The organism is Xylophilus sp. GW821-FHT01B05, assembly GCA_038961845.1.
In the GTDB taxonomy this organism is placed as follows: Bacteria; Pseudomonadota; Gammaproteobacteria; order Burkholderiales; family Burkholderiaceae_C; genus Xylophilus.
Map to the genome: position 1 here is coordinate 2,329,291 of CP152408.1, position 19,858 is coordinate 2,349,148.

General features: G+C 63.9%; 19 protein-coding genes and 2 tRNA genes. 15 read left to right on the forward strand and 6 right to left on the reverse strand.

Annotated elements, in window-relative coordinates; all coding sequences use genetic code 11:
* Positions 1–47: 47 nt before the first annotated feature.
* Positions 48–2,825, forward strand: a complete 2,778-nt coding sequence (locus AAFF27_10885; GenBank protein XAH25661.1) for a DUF349 domain-containing protein — start codon at positions 48–50, stop codon at positions 2,823–2,825.
* 2 nt (positions 2,826–2,827) lie between these two features.
* On the forward strand, positions 2,828–3,262 hold the full coding sequence (locus tag AAFF27_10890; protein ID XAH25662.1) for a GNAT family acetyltransferase: 435 nt from the start codon (positions 2,828–2,830) through the stop codon (positions 3,260–3,262).
* 169 nt (positions 3,263–3,431) lie between these two features.
* Here AAFF27_10890 and efp read toward each other — a convergent pair whose 3' ends face one another.
* Both efp and earP read right to left on the reverse strand, forming a co-directional pair.
* Positions 3,432–3,986, reverse strand: a complete 555-nt coding sequence (efp, locus tag AAFF27_10895) for an elongation factor P (GenBank protein ID XAH25663.1) — start codon at positions 3,984–3,986, stop codon at positions 3,432–3,434.
* A 125-nt stretch (positions 3,987–4,111) separates the two neighbouring features.
* Positions 4,112–5,170 carry an elongation factor P maturation arginine rhamnosyltransferase EarP gene (gene earP, locus AAFF27_10900; protein XAH25664.1) on the reverse strand — a complete coding sequence of 353 codons (1,059 nt, stop codon included), beginning with the start codon at positions 5,168–5,170 and terminating at the stop codon, positions 4,112–4,114.
* A gap of 66 nt (positions 5,171–5,236) precedes the next feature.
* Between earP and AAFF27_10905 the strand changes: the two genes are divergently transcribed.
* Genes AAFF27_10905 through pgsA form a run of 3 tightly spaced genes read left to right on the forward strand, consistent with a single transcriptional unit; the run spans position 5,237 to position 8,399 of the window.
* On the forward strand, positions 5,237–5,797 hold the full coding sequence (locus AAFF27_10905; protein XAH25665.1) for an STM3941 family protein: 561 nt from the start codon (positions 5,237–5,239) through the stop codon (positions 5,795–5,797).
* A 33-nt stretch (positions 5,798–5,830) separates the two neighbouring features.
* A complete protein-coding gene (gene uvrC / locus AAFF27_10910; GenBank protein XAH25666.1) occupies positions 5,831–7,792 on the forward strand; it encodes an excinuclease ABC subunit UvrC in 1,962 nt (653 codons plus the stop codon).
* Positions 7,793–7,832: 40 nt separating this feature from the next.
* Entirely contained in the window at positions 7,833–8,399 is a 567-nt protein-coding gene (gene pgsA, locus AAFF27_10915) for a CDP-diacylglycerol--glycerol-3-phosphate 3-phosphatidyltransferase (GenBank protein ID XAH25667.1), read from the forward strand.
* 32 nt (positions 8,400–8,431) lie between these two features.
* Here pgsA and AAFF27_10920 read toward each other — a convergent pair whose 3' ends face one another.
* Positions 8,432–9,352, reverse strand: a complete 921-nt coding sequence (locus tag AAFF27_10920; protein ID XAH25668.1) for a LysR family transcriptional regulator — start codon at positions 9,350–9,352, stop codon at positions 8,432–8,434.
* 79 nt (positions 9,353–9,431) lie between these two features.
* Here AAFF27_10920 and AAFF27_10925 point away from each other — a divergent pair, with 79 nt between their 5' ends.
* From AAFF27_10925 to AAFF27_10970, 10 genes are all read left to right on the forward strand, one after another.
* A complete protein-coding gene (locus AAFF27_10925) occupies positions 9,432–10,319 on the forward strand; it encodes an alpha/beta hydrolase (GenBank protein XAH25669.1) in 888 nt (295 codons plus the stop codon).
* Between the two features lie 36 nt (positions 10,320–10,355).
* The gene (locus AAFF27_10930; GenBank protein ID XAH25670.1) at positions 10,356–11,456 is read left to right on the forward strand and encodes a tartrate dehydrogenase; all 1,101 of its coding nucleotides are present in this window, start codon (positions 10,356–10,358) and stop codon (positions 11,454–11,456) included.
* Between the two features lie 44 nt (positions 11,457–11,500).
* Positions 11,501–11,950, forward strand: coding sequence for an HU family DNA-binding protein (locus AAFF27_10935; protein XAH25671.1), 450 nt, complete (start codon positions 11,501–11,503; stop codon positions 11,948–11,950).
* A gap of 15 nt (positions 11,951–11,965) precedes the next feature.
* Positions 11,966–12,041 (forward strand) — tRNA-Val (locus tag AAFF27_10940).
* 81 nt (positions 12,042–12,122) lie between these two features.
* On the forward strand, positions 12,123–14,039 hold the full coding sequence (locus tag AAFF27_10945) for a SurA N-terminal domain-containing protein (protein XAH25672.1): 1,917 nt from the start codon (positions 12,123–12,125) through the stop codon (positions 14,037–14,039).
* A gap of 75 nt (positions 14,040–14,114) precedes the next feature.
* A tRNA-His gene (locus AAFF27_10950) sits at positions 14,115–14,190 on the forward strand.
* Between the two features lie 114 nt (positions 14,191–14,304).
* Positions 14,305–15,384: a DUF6538 domain-containing protein gene (locus AAFF27_10955; GenBank protein XAH25673.1), complete on the forward strand. Its 1,080-nt coding sequence runs from the start codon at positions 14,305–14,307 to the stop codon at positions 15,382–15,384.
* Positions 15,314–15,937, forward strand: coding sequence for a hypothetical protein (locus AAFF27_10960; protein ID XAH25674.1), 624 nt, complete (start codon positions 15,314–15,316; stop codon positions 15,935–15,937). Before AAFF27_10955 ends, AAFF27_10960 begins: the two co-directional genes overlap by 71 nt.
* 419 nt (positions 15,938–16,356) lie before the next feature.
* Entirely contained in the window at positions 16,357–17,034 is a 678-nt protein-coding gene (locus AAFF27_10965; GenBank protein XAH25675.1) for a hypothetical protein, read from the forward strand.
* A gap of 145 nt (positions 17,035–17,179) precedes the next feature.
* Positions 17,180–17,575, forward strand: a complete 396-nt coding sequence (locus AAFF27_10970) for a hypothetical protein (protein ID XAH25676.1) — start codon at positions 17,180–17,182, stop codon at positions 17,573–17,575.
* A gap of 97 nt (positions 17,576–17,672) precedes the next feature.
* On the opposite strand, the gene AAFF27_10975 is transcribed toward AAFF27_10970, so the two are convergent.
* The 3 genes from AAFF27_10975 to AAFF27_10985 form a co-directional block, all read right to left on the reverse strand.
* Positions 17,673–18,203 (reverse strand): hypothetical protein, encoded by a 531-nt coding sequence (locus tag AAFF27_10975; GenBank protein XAH25677.1) that lies wholly within the window; start codon positions 18,201–18,203, stop codon positions 17,673–17,675.
* Positions 18,204–18,431: 228 nt separating this feature from the next.
* Complete coding sequence (locus AAFF27_10980) at positions 18,432–18,752, reverse strand: single-strand-binding protein/primosomal replication protein n (GenBank protein XAH25678.1); 321 nt, start codon at positions 18,750–18,752, stop codon at positions 18,432–18,434.
* A 57-nt stretch (positions 18,753–18,809) separates the two neighbouring features.
* The gene (locus AAFF27_10985) at positions 18,810–19,829 is read right to left on the reverse strand and encodes a replication-relaxation family protein (GenBank protein ID XAH25679.1); all 1,020 of its coding nucleotides are present in this window, start codon (positions 19,827–19,829) and stop codon (positions 18,810–18,812) included.
* Positions 19,830–19,858: the final 29 nt, after the last annotated feature.

The window sequence follows — 19,858 nt, forward strand, 5'->3', positions numbered from 1 at the left end:
CCGCGCTTTGCGGCGCAGTGGCGCCTGGTGCGCCCTTCCTCATTCCCATGTTTCCTTTTTCCTCCCGCAACAAAATGTCCGACGCATCCGACGTGAATCCGACCCCGGCCAAGGCTGCCCCTGAAGCGCATCCGCTGGACGCGTTGACGGGTGGCGCCTTCTCGGCAGCTACCTCGGGCGAGCGCGCCTCGCGCGTGCGCGAGTGGCTTACGCGCCAACCCTCGGCCGAGCAAATCCAGGAAGTCTTCAAGGAACTGAGCGTGCGCGACAAGGGCGCCGCCAAACCCCTGCGCGAGAAGCTCGACGAGATCAAGCGCGCCAAGGGCCAGGAAGTCATCGCCGCCGAATGGGCCGAAAAGGCCCGCGTGCTGCTGGAGGCATCCAAGCTCAACATCGCCGACGCCCTGGCCTGGCAGCGTGATGCCGCCAAGGCTGGCGCGCCGCTCAGCCGCGAGCCGCTGGCCGCGCTCAAGGTGCAGTTGGCCGACCGCGTCAAGGTCATCGAAGACCTGCAGAACCGCGTGCAAGTGCAGCGCGAAGCCGCCGTGCTGCTGGCCCAGCGCATCGAAGTGCTGTCCACCAAGCCCTGGCGCGACGCCGAGGCCGCGCTGGGCACGCTGAGCGCCGACATCGGCCACTGGCAAGAGCAGGCCGCCGCCATCGCGGGCGACGCCGCCTGGCCCAGCGTGGAAGCCAAGTTCCCGCCGCAGCTCGACGCCTCCAAGGCCCAACTGCTGGTGGTCTGGGACGCCTTCCAGGCCGCCATTGCACAAGCCAGTGCCGCAGCCGCCGACGCCGCCGCGCCGCTGCCGCCGGTACCGGTCTGGGCCGAAGAGCTGTCGCTGGCACGTGGTGGCCCGGCGCGTGAAGCCGCTGCGGATGGCGCCGCTCCTGGCGACGCCCCCGCTGCCGCCCGTGCCCCGCGCGTCAAGATGATCGACCCCGCCGTGCGCGACAAGGCCCGCAAGGCCGTGGCCGAGGCCGTCGCCAAGCTGGAGCAGGAAACCGCCGAAGGCCATGGCAAGGCCAGCGCCGGCGCCGCTGGTGCACTGCGCGGTGTTCTGAAGGAACACGGGCGCCATATCGATCCGGCGCTCGAAGCCAAGGTGAATGCCGCACTGTCGGCCGCCGGTGAGCTCGAAGGCTGGCAGCGCTGGCGCGCCGACCAGCTGCGCGAAGAGCTGGTCGCCAAGGCCGAGGGCCTGACCAAGCGCCCCGACGGCCAGGCCCTGGGTGGCCGCAAGATGCAGGAAACCCTGCGCCAGTTGCGCGAGCAATGGAAGCAGACCGACCAGGGCGGCCCGTCCAACCACGCGCTCTGGAAGCGCTTCGACGAAGCCTGCAACGAAGCCCACAAGGTGGTCGAGGCCTGGCTGGAGAAGGTCAAGGCCGACGCCGCCGAGCACAAGGCCCAACGCCTGGCGCTGATCGAAGAACTCAAGGCCTGGGGTGCCGCCCAGGCCGCCAGCGGTGACCTGAAGTCGCTCAGCCGTGGCCTGCACCAGTTTGCCGACCGCTGGCGCGATGCCGGCCACCTGGGCGAAAAGGCCTTTGCCGAAATCCAGCCGCTCTGGAAGGAAGCCCACGCCGCCGCCGCCGCGCCGCTGGAAGCCGCACAAAAGCAAAGCCTGGCCGTGCGCCACGCCATGATCGAAGAAGCCACCGTCATTGGCGCCGCGCCCATGCTGCGCATCGACGCCGTCAAGGCGCTGCAGCAACGCTGGCAGGCCGAGGCGCAATCGGTGCCGCTGGACCGCCGCCAGGAGCAGAAGCTCTGGGACGCCTTCCGCAAACCCATTGACGAGGCCTTCAACCGCAAGACCTCCGAGCGTGAACGCGCCACCACCGCGCTGAGCGAACACGACCGCGTGGTGCTCGACGCCTCCAAGGCGCTGGAAGCCGCCAATGCGGGCGGCGACGCCCAGAAGATCCGCGCCGCCATGGCCGCGCTTGACGCCGCCCTGCGCGGCCAAGCCGCTGCGGCTGCCGCCGTTACGGCTGCGGGTGAAGAAAAATCACAAAAACCGGCTGAAGCCCAGGCGGAGCAAGGGCAGGCTGCTATAGAAGGTGAAGCAACGGCCGAGCCCGATGCCGCAGCGCCCGACGCTGCCGCTGCAGAAGCTCCGGCACCGATTGCCGCCCCCAAGCCAGCGCCCAAGCCCGTGGTGGCAGTGCGTGGCGACGACCGCCCCGGCATGCGCAAGGCCGAGCCGGCCGTGCCCGGCCGTGGCGGCAAGTTCGGCGATCGCCGTGACAGCCGCGATGGCCGCAGCAGTGGCCCGCGCGACGCCGGCCGCCCGGGGCGCCCGGACGATCGCGGTGGCCGCTTTGGCGATCGCCCGGAGCGCGAAGACCGTGGCCCGCGCCTGGGCGACACCGCCTTCCGCGCCCAGCGCGATGCGCTCGAACACGCCCAGGCCACGCTGCGCAAGCTCGCGGCCCAGGCCCATGGCGAAGCCCTGACGCATCTGCTCGACGCCTGGGACAAGCGCGACGCCGCCGCCATCCCGAGCGCGCAAGAGCTGGGCAACCGCGTCAGCCCGGCCACGCGCAGCGCCTGGACCCAGGCACTGGGCGCCGCGCCGCAAGACAAGGGCGATGCCGCAGAAGCGCTGCTGCGCCTGGAGATGGCCGCCGAAGTGCCGTCGCCGGCCGACCACCTCAGTGCGCGCCGCATGCTGCAACTGCAGTTGCTCACGCGCCGCAACGCGCCGTCCCCGGCCCAGACCTGGGGTGAGGACGCTGCCAAGGTGCTGGCCAGTGCCAGCGACGCGCAAAGCGCGCGCCGGCTGCAGAACGTGCTGAAGACGCTGCTCAAGCCCTGAGCATGCTGGCCCCAGACGTATCGCTGCGGCCCTATGCCCCAGCCGACGAGGCCGCCGTGGTGGCCTTGTGGCAGGCCTGCGGCCTGGTGCGGCCCTGGAACGATCCGCACAAGGACATCGCCCGCAAGCTGACTGAGCAGCCCGAGTTGTTCCTGACTGCGGTCGAGGGCGAGGTACTGGTGGGCACGGCCATGGTCGGCTTCGACGGCCACCGCGGCTGGGTCTACTACCTTGCTGTGGCGCCCGGCCGGCAGCGCCTGTCCATCGGCCGGCGCCTGATGGCCGAGGCCGAGCGTCTGTTGATCGAGCGTGGCTGCCCCAAGATCAACCTGCAGGTGCGCACCGGTAATACCGCCGTGCTCGATTTCTACCGCCGGCTGGGCTATGCCCAGGACGAAGCGGTGAGCTTGGGCAAGCGGCTGATTCCTGATCTCTGATCAGGCCGTGGCGCGCGACGGCCATGTGTTGACCGCCGGCATCGACGCTGGAATACGCCCAGGCGCCGCCCTTCAACGCGGGCCGGCCGGAGACGGCCCCGCCTGACCGGGCTGATGCAGGCGTAAAAAAAGGCTCCCGAAGGAGCCTTTTGTGCGAAGAGGCCGGGCCTCAGACACGCTTGCGGTATTCGCCGGTGCGGGTGTCGATTTCGATCTTGTCGCCTTGCGAGACGAACAGCGGCACCGGCACTTCGAAGCCGGTGGCGATCTTGGCGGGCTTGAGCACCTTGCCGGACGTGTCGCCCTTGACGGCGGGTTCGGTCCAGGTGATTTCGCGCTCGACGCTGGTCGGCAGTTCGACCGAAATCGCCTTGCCGTCGTAGAACACCACTTCAACAGCCATGCCGTCTTCGAGGTAGTTGAGCGCGTCGCCCATGTTCTCGGCTTCGACTTCGTACTGGTTGTATTCGCTGTCCATGCAGACGTACATCGGGTCGGCGAAGTAGGAGTAGGTGCAGTCCTTCTTCTCCAGCACGATCTGGTCCATCTTGTCGTCGGCCTTGAACACCACTTCGGTACCGAAGTTGGCGATCAGGCTCTTGAGCTTCATGCGCACGGTGGCAGAGTTGCGGCCGCCGCGGCTGTATTCGGTCTTGAGGACGACCATCGGGTCCTTGCCGTGCATGATCACGTTGCCGGCGCGGATTTCTTGAGCGATTTTCATAGGTTGGGCCTGTTGGGGCTGGGTTGCAGGCCGTACTCAGCGGGCAAACGCCTGGCTGCGGGACGGCGGGGGCGCCACCAGGCACGTGCTACAGACGCTGCCCGAATTGCGCAAAGCCTCGGATTTTAACGTTTTTCCTTCACGAACCCCAGCAGCCGCGTGACGAGGTCGGGCTGCGCCAACAGCCGGGCGCGCGCGGCCAGGGCGCAGGCCTGCCAGGCGGGCAGGTCCCAGGCCGGCAGCGGGCCATCGGCCGTGCCATTCCATACCCTATGGAACTGGCGCAGCCCCGCAGGCGCTTGCAGCCAGTCGAGGAAGGCTTCGAGCTTGTCCGCATGGGCGCCGTCGGCCTGCGGGTAGATGTGCCAGACAAAGGGCTGGCCGGCCCAGAGCGCGCGCACCAGCGAGTCTTCGCCCCGTACAAAATTCAGGTCGGCCAGCCACAGGCGCTCATCGAAGGCGTCCTGCACGACATACGGTTGGTATGAAATTGATAGCTGCTTGCCCAGGTCCTGCCTGGGCTGGAGGCATATTTCATTCAAAAAAGCCGTTTCTACCGCCACCCGGCTGCGTCCTGCTGCAACCAGTAGCCGCGCAGGCTGCGAGCCTTGCTGCAAGCGCTGCAGCAACGCGGGCAGGGCAGGCGGCTCATAGCAAAACAGGTTGACCAGCAGTTCTTCTGGACTGGCGCCGGCCGCGGCACGCGCCGCCGCCCGGTCAAAGCCGGCCTGCCGCGCCGCCAACCCGGGCTCGCGCAGCAGGCCGCCGGTGGCCGGGCCAAAGCCGGGGTAGAAGAACCATTTCGTCCAGCCCGCAGCCGGGCCCTGCATCACGGGCGAGGGCAGGGCGTGGCAGCGCTCCACATAGGCTTCGGCCGACAGGTATTCAAGATTGATCCAGACCGGCGCCTGGCCACGAGCCACTGCGGCGGCGACAAAGCCCGGCTCCGGGTCGCAGCCAAAGGCCTCGACCACCACATCGCCTGGCGGGTGCAGGGTGCCAGGCGTCCAGTGCACGACGGTCACGCCGGCTGCGCCCTGCGGTGCCATCCAGGCGAGCGCGGCCGGGTCATCCACCCACAGCCGCACCTGCTCGCCACGGCCCGCCAGGTCCGCGGCCAGGCGCCAGCACACGCCGATGTCGCCGTAGTTGTCTATCACCTTGCAAAAAATATCCCAGTGCATGCGCCGTCCTTTGGCGCGCATTGTCCGCGCCTGGCCGGTCATGGGGCGACACGGATAATCCGCGCCATGACATCTGCCACGCTTGCTATAGACACCCACGCCATTCCCCGCAGCCGCGCCAAGGCCGTGCTGCTTTTACTGGCGGCCGGCGTGCTGGTGCTGCTGGCCATCTGGTTGGTAACGTGTGACGCCGCATGGCTGGCGGCGCAGACGCACTTTGAGAGCCTCACGTCTCTGCGCGTGCTGTCCGGGCTGGCGCTGCTGGGCGCAATCGCCTGCGCCGTGCTGGGCCAGCGCCGCTGGGCCGACCGCTCGCCCGGCTTGGTGCTGGACGCCGAGGGCGTGGTGGACCACATCAGCAGCGCGCAGGCCGGCCGCATTCCATGGGCCGATATCACTGGGCTGGCCGTGCTCAAGGTGCGGCATCAGTTCACGCTGGTGTTGCAAGTGACCGACCCGCAGAAATACCTGGCCGCCACGCCGGCCGTCCGCCGCACCCTGGCCGATGCCGACCTGCGCCTGTGCGGCAGCCCCGTTGCCATCGCCGCCGGCACGCTGGGGATCGCCTTTGGCGACCTGGTGGAGCTGTGCCACCGCTACCACGAGCGCTATGGCGTGAAGCGCTGATGGGGCAGCGCTGGCACGGCCACAATAGGCGCCATGTCCGACGTGCATTCCGACCAATTGCTGAGTGAAGTCGCGGCGCTGCCCGCGCTGCCAGGTGTCTACCGCTATTTCGACGCCAGCGACGCGCTGCTTTATGTAGGCAAGGCGGCCAACCTGAAGAAGCGGGTTTCCAGCTACTTCCAGAAGAACCACGGCGGCACGCGCATCGGCCACATGATCGGCAAGATCGTGCGCATGGAGACCACCGTGGTGCGCTCCGAGGCCGAGGCGCTGCTGCTGGAAAACAACCTGATCAAGACCCAGCACCCGCGCTACAACATTCTTTTCCGCGACGACAAGAGCTACCCCTACCTCAAGATCACCGGCAACCCGGATCACCGCGGCGGCGGTGCCGCATCACCGGCCACCACCTTCCCGCGCATGGCCTATTACCGCGGCGCGGTAGAGAAGCGGCACCGCTACTTCGGCCCCTTTCCCAGCGCCTGGGCGGTGAAGGAGTCGATCCAACTGATCCAGAAAGTGTTTCGCCTGCGCACCTGCGAAGACACGGTCTTCAGCAACCGCACGCGGCCCTGCTTGCTGTATCAGATCAAGCGCTGCACCGGCCCCTGCGTGGACCTGATCTCGCCCGAGGCCTATGGCGTGGATGTGGCCAATGCCGAGCGCTTTCTGCGCGGCGAGACGCAAGAGGTGATGGGCGCGCTGGAGCAACGCATGATGGCCCACGCCGAAAAGCTCGAGTTCGAGCAGGCGGCAGAGCTGCGCAACCAGATGAGCGCGCTGTCGCGCGTGCTGCACCAGCAGTCGATAGAGACCGCCACCGACCGCGACGTAGACATCCTCGCCGTCAAGGTCCAGGGCGGGCGCGCCTGCGTCAACCTGGCCATGGTGCGCGGCGGGCGGCACCTGGGCGACCGGCCCTACTTCCCCGTGCATGTGGAAGACGCCGCCGCCGTGCTGGCGGTTGAAATCGACGAAGGCTCGGACACCGCATCTGTGCTGCCGCCGATCGAAGTGCAGGTGCTCGAAGCCTTCATCGCCCAGCACTACCTGGGCGTGCCCGTGCCGCCAGCGCTCATCACCAGCCATGCGGTAGACCGCGCTCTGGTCGATGCCTTGACGCAGCAAAGCGGCACCAAGGTATCTGCCGTACACAACCCGCGCGAGCAGCGCCGCATCTGGCTGGAGATGGCGCAGACCAATGCCGACCTGCAACTGGCCCGCCTGCTGGCGGAGGAGGGCTCGCAGCAGGCCCGCACCCGCGCGCTGGCTGATGCGCTGGATCTGGTGCCCGACAACCTGGACGATCTGCGCATCGAATGCTTCGACATTTCGCATACGGCGGGTGAATCGACCCAGGCCTCGTGCGTGGTGTTCCACCACCACAAGATGCAGAACAGCGAGTACCGTCGCTACAACATCGACGGCATCACCGGCGGCGACGACTACGCCGCCATGCGCCAGGTGCTGACCCGCCGCTACGCCAAGCTGGCCGAAGCGGCGCGTGCATCAGAAGACCCAGACCATCCATCGAGCGGATCGGCACGCATGCCGGACCTGGTGCTGGTCGACGGTGGAAAGGGCCAGGTTTCGATGGCGCGCAGCGTGTTCGAGGAACTGGGCCTGGACCTGGCGCTGATCGTTGGCGTCGAGAAGGGTGAGGGCCGCAAGGTCGGGCTCGAGGAGCTGGTCTTTGCCGACGGCCGCGAGAAGGTCTATCTGGGCCGAGACTCGGCCGCGCTGATGCTGGTGGCGCAGATCCGCGACGAGGCGCACCGCTTTGCCATCACCGGCATGCGCGCGCGCCGCGCCAAGGTGCGCGTGGGCGGCAGCCAGCTCGAAGACATTCCCGGCATAGGGGCCAAAAAGCGTGCGCGGCTGCTGCAGCGCTTCGGTGGCGTACGCGGCGTGGCCGCAGCCAGCGTGGAGGATATCGAGCGGGTCGAGGGCATTTCGCGCGAGCTGGCGGAAGAGATCTACCGGGCGCTGCACTGATTCGGTGCCGTGCCGGGGCTGCGCGTGACACAATCGCCCCATGTTCTGGACCATTCCCACCATCATGACCTGGACGCGGATCATCGCGATTCCGTTGATCGTGGGGGTGTTTTACCTGCCTTTGTCCGAGCCCATGCGCAACCTCATCGCCACGGTGATGTTCGTTGTGTTCGCCGCCACCGACTGGCTTGATGGCTTCCTGGCGCGCAGGTTGAACCAGACTTCTTCCTTCGGTGCCTTCCTTGACCCGGTGGCCGACAAGTTCCTGGTCTGCGCCTCGCTGCTGGTGCTGGTCTATCTGCACCGTGCCGACGTGTTCGTGGCCTTGATCATCGTCGGCCGTGAAATCGCCATCTCGGCCCTGCGCGAATGGATGGCGCAGATCGGTGCCTCGCGCAGCGTTGCGGTGCACATGTTGGGCAAGGTCAAGACCATGGTGCAGATGATCGCGATCCCCTTCCTGCTCTATGACGGGCGGGTGCTGCGCGTCATCGACACCCACCTCTGGGGTACGGTGCTGATCTGGATCGCAGCAGTGCTCACCATCTGGTCGATGGTGTACTACCTGCAGAAGGCGCTGCCCGAGATCCGCGCGCGGGTGCGGTAGCCTTCTCAAGGCCTTCAAGGCCTTCAAGGCCTTCAAGGCCTCCACGGCGCACCGCGAAAGTGCAGCGCCATAAAGTCCAGCAGCAGCCTGAGTCGGCGCGGCATTTGCGGCCGGTGCGGCGCCAGCCAATGGATGTCGGCATCATGGCCGGCCCAGGCCGGAAGCACACGCACCAGGCTCCCATCGGCGATCTGCGGCGCCACGTCCCACAGGCTGCGCAACAGAATGCCGTGGCCGGCCAGGCACCAATCGCGCGCCAACTCGCCCGAGTTGGATGACAAGGCGCCCCGCACCCGCACCTGTACTGCGCGCCGGTCACGCTGCAGCGACCAGTGATCTGCGCGTGGCTCCTCCTGCCCTGTGTTCTCGCGCACCACCAGGCATTGGTGCTGCTGCAACTCATCGGGGTGCGTGGGGGCAGGGTGTTGCGCCAAGTAGCTGGGCGCTGCCACCAAGACCCGCTGGTTGCGTGCCAGCAGGCGCGTGGTCCAGCCCGCTGCGTGCCGTGCCCGCGGTGCCCAGAGCCATACCGCAGCATCAAAGCCTTCGGATTCGAGGTCTGGCAGGCGCTCAGTCAGGTGCAACTGGACATCCACGCCCGGGTGTTGGGCCTGGAAGTCCGCTACGGCCGGCCCGACCCACAGGCGGCCAAAGCCAAAAGTGGCGGCCAACCGTATGCGACCCACGGGTTCCGCATGGCGCTCGCGCAGGCCCGCTTCCAGTGTGCGAAAGCCCTGTACCAAGGTGGCTGCATGGCTGCAGAACATTTCGCCTTCCGCCGTGGGCGTGACACGGCGTGTGGTGCGCTCGAACAGCCGGTGTCCGATCTGCGCCTCAAGCGCCGCCAATCGCCGCGTGATGGCCGATGGCACCACCTCCAGGGCGGCGGCCGCCGCCGCCAGGCTGCCGCGATCGCGCACCGCCAGTACCAGCTCCAGATCGCTGCGCTCCATATGATTCATTCCTTTTGGGCAATGATTGATTGCCTGATTATTGCTTGATGGGGCGACCAGCGGCTTGCACAATTCAGCCATGCTCGAAGCCTTCGCTCCCTTCTCCCTCCAGCGCGACGGCGTGGCCATCAGCGGCCGGGCGGGCGGCAGCGGCTCGCCGCTGCTGCTGTTGCACGGCCATCCGCAGACGCATGCCATGTGGCACCGCGTGGCGCCGGTGCTGGCGCAGCATTTCTTCCTGGTCATGCCGGATCTGCGCGGCTACGGCGATGCCGGCCGGCCTGCGGGCGGGGCGGACCATGCTGCCTATGCCAAGCGCGAGATGGCACGGGATGCGCTGGCCGCCATGCAGCACTTTGGTTGTGACCGCTTCCAGGTACTGGCGCACGACCGCGGTGCTCGCGTGGCGCATCGGCTGGCGGCGGACCATGCGGACGCCGTGGAGCGCCTGATGTTGCTGGACATTGCACCCACCCTGGCCATGTATCAGAACACCTCCGAGGCGTTTGCGCGTGCCTATTGGCACTGGTTCTTCCTGATCCAGCCGCCGCCGCTGCCCGAGGCCTTGATCGAGTCCGATCCGGTGCGCTACCTGCGCAGCGTGATGGGCAAGCGCCACGCCGGCCTGGGCGCCTTCGCACCCGAAGCCCTGGCCGAGTACGAGCGCTGCATGGCCATTCCCGGTTCGGCTGAGGCCATCTGCGAGGACTACCGCGCCTCGGCCGGCATTGATCTGGTGCACGACCGCGAAGACATCGCTGCCGGTCGCAAGCTGGCCCAACCGCTGCGCGTGCTCTGGGGCCGCCATGGTGCGGTCGGCCAATGCTTCGATGTGCTCGCGCTGTGGCGTGAGCGCGCACTGCAGGTAGAGGGCGTTGCGCTCGATTGCGGTCACTACATCGCCGAAGAAGCACCGCAAGCCTTGCTGGCGCAGGCCTTGCCATTCTTTGGCGCTACCCGCGCCTAACGACCACCTTTTTGACTTTCAACAGGAGACCCCGTCATGGTTCAGCCCATCCGCAAGAAGCACCGCATCGCCGTCATCGCCGGCGACGGCATTGGCAAGGAGGTCATGCCCGAAGGCGTGCGCGTGCTCGATGCCGCAGCGCGCAAGTACGGCATCGACCTGCAGTTCGACCACTTCGACTTCTCGAGCTGGGACTACTACGAGCGCCACGGCAAGATGCTGCCGGACGACTGGAAGGAGCAGATCGGTGGCCACGATGCGGTCTACTTCGGCGCTGTCGGCTGGCCTGACAAGATCGCCGACCATGTGTCGCTTTGGGGCTCGCTGCTGCTGTTTCGGCGCGAGTTCGACCAGTACGTCAACCTGCGTCCGGCACGCCTCATGCCCGGCATCATCGCGCCTGTGGTGCGCCGTGACGGCAGCCCGCGCCAGCCCGGCGAGATCGACATGTACATCGTGCGCGAGAACACCGAAGGCGAGTACTCCAGCATCGGCGGGCGCATGTACCCGGGCACCGAGCGCGAGATCGTCATGCAGGAAACCGTGATGTCGCGCATCGGCGTGGATCGGGTGCTCAAGTTCGCCTTCGAGCTGGCCCAGACGCGGCCCAAGAAGCACCTGACCAGCGCCACCAAGTCCAACGGCATTGCGATCACCATGCCCTACTGGGATGAGCGCGTGGCCGAGATGGCCAAGGGCTACCCGGGCGTGAACGTGGACAAGTTCCACATCGACATCCTCACCGCGCATTTCGTGCAGCGGCCGGACTTCTTCGACGTGGTGGTGGCCAGCAATCTGTTTGGCGACATCCTGTCGGATCTGGGGCCCGCCTGCACCGGCACCATCGGCATAGCGCCCAGCGCCAACCTCAACCCGGACCGCAAGTTCCCATCGCTGTTTGAGCCCGTGCATGGCTCAGCGCCGGACATCGCAGGGCAGGGTATTGCCAATCCGATCGGGCAGATCTGGTGCGGCGCCATGATGCTGGAGTTCCTGGGTCACAAGGAGGCGCACGACGGCATTCTGGCGACGATCGAGAAGGTGCTCGACCCGAAGAGCGGCGCACCGCGCACGCGCGATATTGGCGGTACGGCATCGACCTCGGATCTGGGGCGCGCCATCGCATCGGCGCTGTGATCGGGGCCGGCCTGAAAAACGTCTAGAATCCCGGCTCCGCGCCGTTGCAAGACGGCAAGTCTGTTGACACCGCCAGGGTCCATCGCTTTAATCTGCATTCGCTGCGCATCGCGCGCAGCCCCTTCCCAAATCGCCTAGCCGTCCCTCAGGGACCCGCCGATACGGGAGGTCAAGATTCCACCGACACCCGGTCAACGCCATATTTCTTCAGAGGGGTTCCTGTGAACAAAACCGAACTGATCGAGCACATCGCCAAGCACGCCGACATCTCCAAGGCTGCTGCCACCCGCGCGCTGGAGTCCACCATCGGCGCCGTGAAGACCACCTTGAAAAAGGGCGGCACCGTCTCGCTCGTGGGTTTCGGCACCTTCGCCGTGGGCAAGCGCGCTGCACGCAGCGGCCGCAATCCGCGCACTGGTGAAACCATCAAGATCAAGGCTGCTAAAGTACCCAAGTTTCGTCCAGGCAAGGCATTGAAGGATGCTTTGAACTGAGATCCGGTTTAGGTGGGGTGCTTAGCTCAGTTGGTAGAGCGGCGCCCTTACAAGGCGTAGGTCGGGGGTTCGAGCCCCTCAGCACCCACCACCACCGACATGAAAAGGCGAACAATTTGTTCGCCTTTTTCTTTATCCGATCCGCTCTCGCGCTGTTGTTGAAAGATCCGCCATGTTTGAGTCCATCCGCAAGCACTCCAAGATCGTGATGGTCGTGCTGTTCTTGCTGATCATTCCGTCTTTCGTGTTGTTCGGTGTCGACGGCTACCGGCGCTCCATGGAGCAAAGCGCGGCTGTTGCTACCGTGGATGGCCATGACGTGACGCAGGGCGAGTGGGATGCCGCGCACCGTAGCAATGTCGAGCGCATGCGCGCGCAGATGCCCAATCTGGACTCCCGCCTGCTGGAGTCGCCAGAGGCGCGCTACAGCACGCTGGAGCGCCTGGTGCGCGAGCGCGTGCTGCGCGCGGTGGCTGAGAAAGAACATGTGCTGCCCAGCGATGCCCGCCTGGCGCGCGTCCTGCATGACGACCCGGTCATCGCCAGCATGCGAGGGGCCGACGGCCGACTCGACATGGCGCAGTACCGCGATGCGTTGGCGAGCCAGGGCATGACGCCCGAAATCTACGAGTCCCGCGTACGTGCCGAACTGGCCCTGCGCCAGGTGGTGGAGGCCGTGCCAACAACCAGTTTTGCCACAGGTGCGGAGTCCAGCCTGGCGCTGGATTCGTTCTATGAGCGGCGCAACATCCAGGTTGCAAGCTTCAACCCCAAGGATTTCGTCTCCAAGGTCAGCTTGTCCGATGCGGATCTGCAGCGTTACTACCAGGATCATCTGGCCCAGTTCCGCGTGCCGGAGCAGGCGGACGTTGAATACCTGGTGCTGGACCTGGACAGCGTGAAGCGCAGCATTACCGTCAGCGACCAAGACCTGCAGGCCTACTATGCGCAGAACCAGGCGCGCCTGGCGAATCAGGAAGAGCGTCGCGCCAGCCACATCCTGATCTCGGTGCCCAAGGATGCCCCTCAGGCCGAGCGTGACAAGGCGCGGGCCCATGCCGAGCAATTGCTGGTCCAGGTGCGCAAGGCGCCCGCTACCTTTGCCGACGTGGCACGCAAGAACTCGCAGGATCCGGGCTCTGCCCCCAGCGGTGGCGATCTGGGTTTCTTCGCGCGTGGCGCCATGGTCAAACCCTTCGAGGAAGCAGCGTTTGCCATGAAGAAGGGTGATATCAGCGACTTGGTCGAATCCGATTTCGGCTACCACATCATCCAGTTGGATGACATCAAGGCGGCCAAGCAGAAGAGCTTTGCCGAAGTGCGCGGCGAGCTGGAGGCGGAACTGCGCCAGCAACAGGCGCAGGCGCGCTTCGCCGAAGCGGCTGAGACCTTCACCAACGCTGTGTACGAGCAAGCCGACAGCCTGCAGCCAGCCGCCGACAAGCTCAAGCTGACGGTGCGAACGGCAAAGGACGTGATCCGTACGCCCGTGCCCGGAGCTGTCGGTGCGCTTGCCAATGCACGCTTGCTCGAGGCCTTGTTCTCTCCTGACGCAATCGAGAAGAAACGCAACACCGAAGCCATCGAAATTGGCCCGAACCAGCTTGCTGCTGCGCGCATCGCGCGTTACAGCGCTGCGCAGACGCCAGCGCTGGATGCTGTGCGTGACCGGGTGCGCGGACTCGCTACCGATCAGCGCGCTGCCGAATTGGCCCGCCAGGATGGCGAGGCCAAGCTCGCTGCCTGGAAGGCAGCGCCGGCAAGCGCAAGCATGCCGGCTGCGATCACGGTCTCGCGCAGCCAGCCCTTGCAGCAGTCGCCTGCGGTGGTGGGCGCTGTCATGCGCATGCCAGCGGCCAATCTGCCGGTTTTCACGGGCGTTGACCTGGCCGCCGACGGTTATGCCGTGGTACGCCTGAACAAGGTCGAGCCGCGGACGCCGCCGACGGGCGAGGAGGCACAGCGCGACCGTGCACGTGTGGCCCAATCGTGGGGAGCCGCCGAGGCTGCTGCCTACTATGAGCTGCTCAAGCAGCAGATGAAGGTGCGTATCAAGGCCGACAAGCCCGCGCCCTCGGTAGCCGGGTAGTGCGCGTGCTCAGCACCCACAGAAAAGATCTGTGGGTGCCCGTCTGATTCGCGCTATAATTTCTTTCTTACTACGGTGGCTGTAGCTCAGTTGGTAGAGTCCAGGATTGTGATTCCTGTTGTCGTGGGTTCGAGCCCCATCAGCCACCCCAAAATTTCGCTATAACGCAGTAAGTGCTTGATTTCTAACGGAATCAGGCACTTTTCGCTTTAGGTGCCTGAAGCACTTGCTACACGGTCTGTCACACAACGAAGTGAAACAGACTATGAAAAAAGCAACCTCCAGCGACTATCTTTTTGAGCGAGGCGTGCACGGCATGAAATACGTGCGCCGCCGTATTCCCGCAGCCCTTCGGGCAGCCTATCCAGCCCACCAAACGGACATCGTCCGCAGTCTAGGCACTTCCGATTTGCGGGTGGCCAAGACGCGCGCCCACTTCGAACTGACAAAAATCGAAGCTGAATTCGAGGCAGCCCGCAAACGGTTGACGCTTTCGAACGCGTCAATGAACACAAAGCGGGTCAGCAAGCTGACCGACGAGGAATTGCGGAGCCTGGCGCAGTTCTGGTCTCGGCAGGTCCTGCTCGCTGACGACAAGCAGCGCGAAGTGGGACTCGATGACGAAGACTTCGATGCCCTGGGCGAGCACCTCTCCACACAACGTCAAGAATTTGGTCAATTGCTGGCCCGCGGCAAGGGGCTTGAGGTAGTTCCGGCTTTGCGCAGCTTTTTGTCGTTATGCGGCTTGGATTTCGTCCCAGACGAAATGGAGGCCAAGCGTGCCGGCTCCGTTTTTCTTCGGACTATCGTGGAGACCTTCGACAAGCAACTGGCTCGTCAGCGCGGCGAGGTGGTTCGAACAGACGTCGCGGTGCCCGCAGTCAAGCATCCACTCGAGGTCATTGCACCAGAGCGCGCGCCAGCGGACCCCGGCCTTCCGACTTGGGACAAGGTCTTCCAAGTTTGGCGCGACATTGTCACCAACCGACCCAAGGCAACGTGGGTTGCGGCGCAGACAGCCTGGAAGGGACTCAAGGCATACATGGACAACTGCCAGGGCGGTCGGGCGGCTTCGCCGGCCCTTGTTAAGGAGGAAGACATGGCTCGCTTTGTCGATTCCATGCAAGAGCATGGGCTCGCAGCCAAAACCATCAACGAGCGGCTGCGCAAAGTTCGGGCCATATTTAAGGTTGCCAAGGGAAAGATGCATTTACCGGGAGCACAAACGTTCCAGAGGCCAGTCAAGCGAGGCGAGCTATTGGATTCCCTTGTTGATGTACTTCACCGGCGCCCGACCAGAGGAGGTCGCGGGCCTTGCGCTTTCGGACTTGCGTCAAGACCCTGACTGGGGCTACTACTTAACCATCACTGACCGACCCAGCCAGGAAGATGATGACCTGCTGCAAAGCGAAGTCCCCGATAGTCATCGACGGACCCTGAAGAGCGCCCAGTCGGAAAGGCGTGTGCCGGTGGCGTCTCAGTTGCTTGAACTAGGATTGCTGCATTACGTTGAATGGATTCGCGGCCAGGGCGAGGTGATGTTCTTCCCCACTCTGAAGAAAGATTGGCATGGCAAGCTTGGAGGTTCTTTTACCAAGTTTTTCGGTCGCTACAAAGGTGCGATTGGTATCCAAGACCGACGTAAGGTGCTTTACTCGTTCCGCCACACGATGAAAGATTTGCTGGAAGCTGGACGGGTGCCTTCCAAATACTTGCGACGCCTTCTGGGCCACACGACGGGTGATGGCGCGGTAACTGATGGATACGGTTCTGATTTGCCGCTGGAACAGTTGGCGCAATATTTCAGACAGGTGCCTTTTTATCCCATTCCGGCGCTACCCTGGGAGCCAGGTAAAGGCGCTGTATCGCTGGAGCTTTCTCGCGATGAAGCTAAATAAGTAAGTTTACAAGTCGAAGGCTCGAAATCGCGGCAATGCATTCGAATGCGGGACATGTAGCTGGAAGTCGGAATCAAGTAGTGCGGCTACATGGGGTGCGTGGATAGTCGCGAAACGCCAGTATCCACCTTCATTGCCTCAGCCGCCACCGTGCGTGGACCATGCGCATCGAGATATGCCTAGCCTGCTCGACTGGCAAAATTATCACCGCTATGTCCGTGCGCGGTGATGTAGATAGCTTATGGGTCATGCTGGCTCGGGCGGAGTTCGCGGTTTTATCCGACAAAAATCGATGTGCGGCACCCCAGATGCTCTGCGTGCCGGCGTGCAGAATACCGGACCATTAAACCGTAATGAGCTTATGTGAAGTTGGGTTTCATAGCGAGCAGTCGCATAGTGTTTTCCAAAAAGGAGAACCTATGCGCGAACAGATTGCCCGCTACCCAGACGCCCCTGCCGATTTGCCGGTCGGTCTCATCGTTGTGGACGTCGAAGCGCTCGATGGTCGTCACGAAACGGTCAGCGTGTGGCCGGTGGGGCGATTTGCGCCGAGTTATACGGTATTGGTGTCGCTCGACCACGCCCCAGTAATGCCACGTCACATGCACCTCCCGTTTGTCGATGCCTGGGACTTGGCGTTCGCCATGGTCATCGCGGCAGTGACCGAGCCTGCCATCGGAGAAATCCCATTTGTTCAGCCATTACTATGGAAACAGGCGAGGGCTCAGTTTTTTGCCACAAACTCCAGTGCCGACCCAGCAACGGTCGTATCCGTCAATAGCGCCGACTGGATGGCGGTCTTGACGCATGTGGATGGGACCCAGGCGCAAGGACTCGTGCCCGAAGGCTCGCTGCGATTCAGAACCGTTGGATGGATACTCGCCGAAATGGCATCACGCCTTATCACCGGCCAGCGTGACATTGATGTGCGGCTCGCAGCAGCATCGCAAGCCAGCACGGCTCAATCACCCCAAGGCAACCGCACGCAAAGCCTGGCCGGACCTGCGAGCACCGCTGAAACTTCACCGCGATTCACAGTTGAGAGAGCGTCCAAAGCGATTGCGGCAGTATCGGGTCATGCCAAACGTCGCAAATGAGCAGTCCCCATGCTTCCCTGCATGAAGTGCCATCTTAGGAAAGCCGCTGCAATATGAAGCACCGTTTCATGAACGGGGCCAGGTGGTTCAGCGGGCCACTTCTGCATGGGCTGCCTCAGCAGGTGAACGCCGCGAGCGAGCCAGCATGACGGACGACGGCGATAGTGTCGAAACGCCCTTCCATGGAGGAGTGGTGCCCGAGGATTTTCCGAGGCCCTGCGGCGTGGCCACAGTGCCGGGGACGCAACCCAAGTTCAATGCAAACTTCGTCGGCGGGCGCTTCATCGTCGGAGCCTCGGAAGAGGAACTGCATGTGCGCCATGCGGACTGCGCCGAGTATGTCCGGGTGTTGCCCGCGCATTGTCGCCAATTGCTAGCCGGCCAAGCCGACCTTTCCACCGACAAGGTGTTAGAGCGTGTCGGGCGCGCGTTGGCGCGGAGGCACCATTGGATGAGCGGTCCAGAAATCAACTGGGTCATCGCGAACGTTGCGCTTGAGCTCGATTGGAAATGGACCGGGACGCTTCTATGGCGCACCTGAAAGTCTCGACAACGTTGCTGTACAGCGCGACTTTGGTCTGTGCAATTGAAAAACGCCCCCGGAGGGGCGTTCAGATTTTGACGACAAAATCGATGGACTAACCATCACGGTTCGATTGGGCGGCATCGAGAAGATTCAAAGCATCGCGGATGCCGGCGAACCACGGCGCTTGTCTTGACGACTCACTCGCCTGAAACTCCCGAAACAAGAAGACCACAAACGCTCTGATTTCCAATGGTGCCGTGCCGAGGCTGTAGGGAACAAACGGCCCCACCATGGGATGAGCCGCGATGAGCTGCAGTTCGACGTGCAATCGCTGCTCCTGTGCGAGAGGTGAGGGCCATTGCAAATCCTCCAAGCTTATGTAGCCTGCGAACGCCAGTGCCAACACCTTGGGTATCCGAAGGTAGTGTGCCGCCGCCGTCAGCACCTGGGGGTGCGCGGTTCGAATGCTTCCCTCGCCCCGGCGCCATTGCGCCAAGCGCCCATAACTGACACCGAGATGGCGCGCCAAGTCGGTCAAACTGTCGCCGCGCCTGATGGCTTCTGCCACCAGCAACTCCAGCATCCGTTCTGACTTGTCTCGTTTAACTCGTCGTGTAGCGCTGCTGCGTTCCGATTCCTTCATAGCATATGTCCTAGTCGCAGTACATCCTGCACTGCGTGTAGCGACAAGAGATGGTTCGATGTCGCAAGTGCAACCGTTTTGGTCAATTCAAGTGGCGACCCATGCTGGCTGCAGCAACTGATAATCTTTTCACAGTGAGGGGGGTGAGCACCTCCCTTGGATTGCATGGGGCTAGGAATCTCACGGGGCTTCTGCAAAGAGTAAAGCGGCCACGAGGGCCGCTTTGAATCAACTACCTTCTGGCGCTTCCGCCGGTTGTGCGGCTGGTTTGGCCAGCTTCACGGCTTCGAACGCAATGATGAGCAGGGTGCCGGTGGGTTTGCCTTCGCGTGACAGATAAAAGTCCGCTTTGAGCTTGCCGGTGACTTTGACGAAGTCGCCCTTGGCGAAACGCGGATTGTTATCCTTCATGACCCGAACCGTGTACCAGGTTGGGTCTTTGTCCACCCCGCGCGTGCTCTCGCAAATGCGGAACTCGTAGTACGCGCGGCCCGTGGTCTTGGATTCTTTTCTGACCGCCGCCGTCGCGACGTTGCCAAATGCTTGCATGTTGATGTCCTGTAGGTTGATGGATGGAAAGCCCATCCACCAACCTATAGCGACCGCCTACCAACAGCCTTCGCCTTCCAACAACGGTGATGTCGGCACCGCCCAGGGTGCCATACCAACGGGACGGGCGTAGGGGAGATAGTTCTCGTCAAACCATCCGTTGCATCCCTCTCGATTGCGCACATCGACACGGAAGCGCGCAAGATTGAGTGGCAGCACCTGCACGATGACATATCCAAGTACCTCGAGGCGTTCCGCAGTGCGGCCATCTGCTTGGCGATGTTTGCGAAAACCCGAGATAGTGAAGCAACGTACCTTGGCTTCAGTTTGAGGCGCCTCGGTGTAGTACACCGTTCCGGGTGGGTCACCGACCGGTGGTTTGGCATCTGGACGTAGTTCAATGCCCACGCTGCGCAATGCCGCCAGGTCGGTGTTCCAGACACGAGCCGTCTTCGCGAAGAGAATTACGCGTCGAAGCGACTCGCCGTTCTTCAGCGAGCGTCCGATGCAGCGAATCAGGCCCCCAAGTTTGGCGACACGGTCCGCCCCGCGTCGGCTGCGGTCGACTTCAAACCATGTTGCTCCATCGGGCTCGTAGCAGATGGCGTCCGGGCGCAAGCGCCAATGCTTAGAACTACCCGCAGCTTGTGGCACGTCCATCAAGGACGGCATGGCAGGTGCGTTCGTCTGGCCGTGGCCAGCACTTGTTCCCTTGGATTTCAAGCGAGCATCACGCAGGAGTTCAGTCTCGGTTAGCGCCGAGAGTCCGCGGGCCTCGCAACACATCACCAGGAAGTTGGCCCAGAGCAAGTGCTCGGGGTTGGTCATGTCGGCTACGCGCCGCACCGAGGCCGTTCCAACCAACCCTTGTTCGTGCAGCTGTTGTGCGCCTGCTGGGGTGAGGCCGTAGACATGCTGTTTGCGGTCGGTAATGAACGGCCGGACGAACATGTTCTTTTTGAGCTGACGCATCGCCCGTTGCGCGGCCACCAGGGCTGCTTTGAAGTTGCGTTCCGGGAAGCACAAAGCCGTCAGGTCAAGCGTGCGCACAACACGAAAGCGGTGAATGGCGGCCAACATCCGCTCCTGAATGCGCGCCCGGAGCG

What these genes read in the sequence shown, in the direction of transcription:
- AAFF27_10885 (XAH25661.1), top strand. Translation starts at nt 48, where the DNA reads ATGTTTCCTTTTTCCTCCCGCAACAAAATGTCCGACGCATCCGACGTG.
- AAFF27_10890 (XAH25662.1), top strand. Translation starts at nt 2,828, where the DNA reads ATGCTGGCCCCAGACGTATCGCTGCGGCCCTATGCCCCAGCCGACGAG.
- efp (XAH25663.1), bottom strand. Translation starts at nt 3,986, where the DNA reads ATGAAAATCGCTCAAGAAATCCGCGCCGGCAACGTGATCATGCACGGC.
- earP (XAH25664.1), bottom strand. Translation starts at nt 5,170, where the DNA reads ATGCACTGGGATATTTTTTGCAAGGTGATAGACAACTACGGCGACATC.
- AAFF27_10905 (XAH25665.1), top strand. Translation starts at nt 5,237, where the DNA reads ATGACATCTGCCACGCTTGCTATAGACACCCACGCCATTCCCCGCAGC.
- uvrC (XAH25666.1), top strand. Translation starts at nt 5,831, where the DNA reads ATGTCCGACGTGCATTCCGACCAATTGCTGAGTGAAGTCGCGGCGCTG.
- pgsA (XAH25667.1), top strand. Translation starts at nt 7,833, where the DNA reads ATGTTCTGGACCATTCCCACCATCATGACCTGGACGCGGATCATCGCG.
- AAFF27_10920 (XAH25668.1), bottom strand. Translation starts at nt 9,352, where the DNA reads ATGGAGCGCAGCGATCTGGAGCTGGTACTGGCGGTGCGCGATCGCGGC.
- AAFF27_10925 (XAH25669.1), top strand. Translation starts at nt 9,432, where the DNA reads ATGCTCGAAGCCTTCGCTCCCTTCTCCCTCCAGCGCGACGGCGTGGCC.
- AAFF27_10930 (XAH25670.1), top strand. Translation starts at nt 10,356, where the DNA reads ATGGTTCAGCCCATCCGCAAGAAGCACCGCATCGCCGTCATCGCCGGC.
- AAFF27_10945 (XAH25672.1), top strand. Translation starts at nt 12,123, where the DNA reads ATGTTTGAGTCCATCCGCAAGCACTCCAAGATCGTGATGGTCGTGCTG.
- AAFF27_10955 (XAH25673.1), top strand. Translation starts at nt 14,305, where the DNA reads ATGAAAAAAGCAACCTCCAGCGACTATCTTTTTGAGCGAGGCGTGCAC.
- AAFF27_10960 (XAH25674.1), top strand. Translation starts at nt 15,314, where the DNA reads ATGTACTTCACCGGCGCCCGACCAGAGGAGGTCGCGGGCCTTGCGCTT.
- AAFF27_10965 (XAH25675.1), top strand. Translation starts at nt 16,357, where the DNA reads ATGCGCGAACAGATTGCCCGCTACCCAGACGCCCCTGCCGATTTGCCG.
- AAFF27_10970 (XAH25676.1), top strand. Translation starts at nt 17,180, where the DNA reads ATGACGGACGACGGCGATAGTGTCGAAACGCCCTTCCATGGAGGAGTG.
- AAFF27_10975 (XAH25677.1), bottom strand. Translation starts at nt 18,203, where the DNA reads ATGAAGGAATCGGAACGCAGCAGCGCTACACGACGAGTTAAACGAGAC.
- AAFF27_10980 (XAH25678.1), bottom strand. Translation starts at nt 18,752, where the DNA reads ATGCAAGCATTTGGCAACGTCGCGACGGCGGCGGTCAGAAAAGAATCC.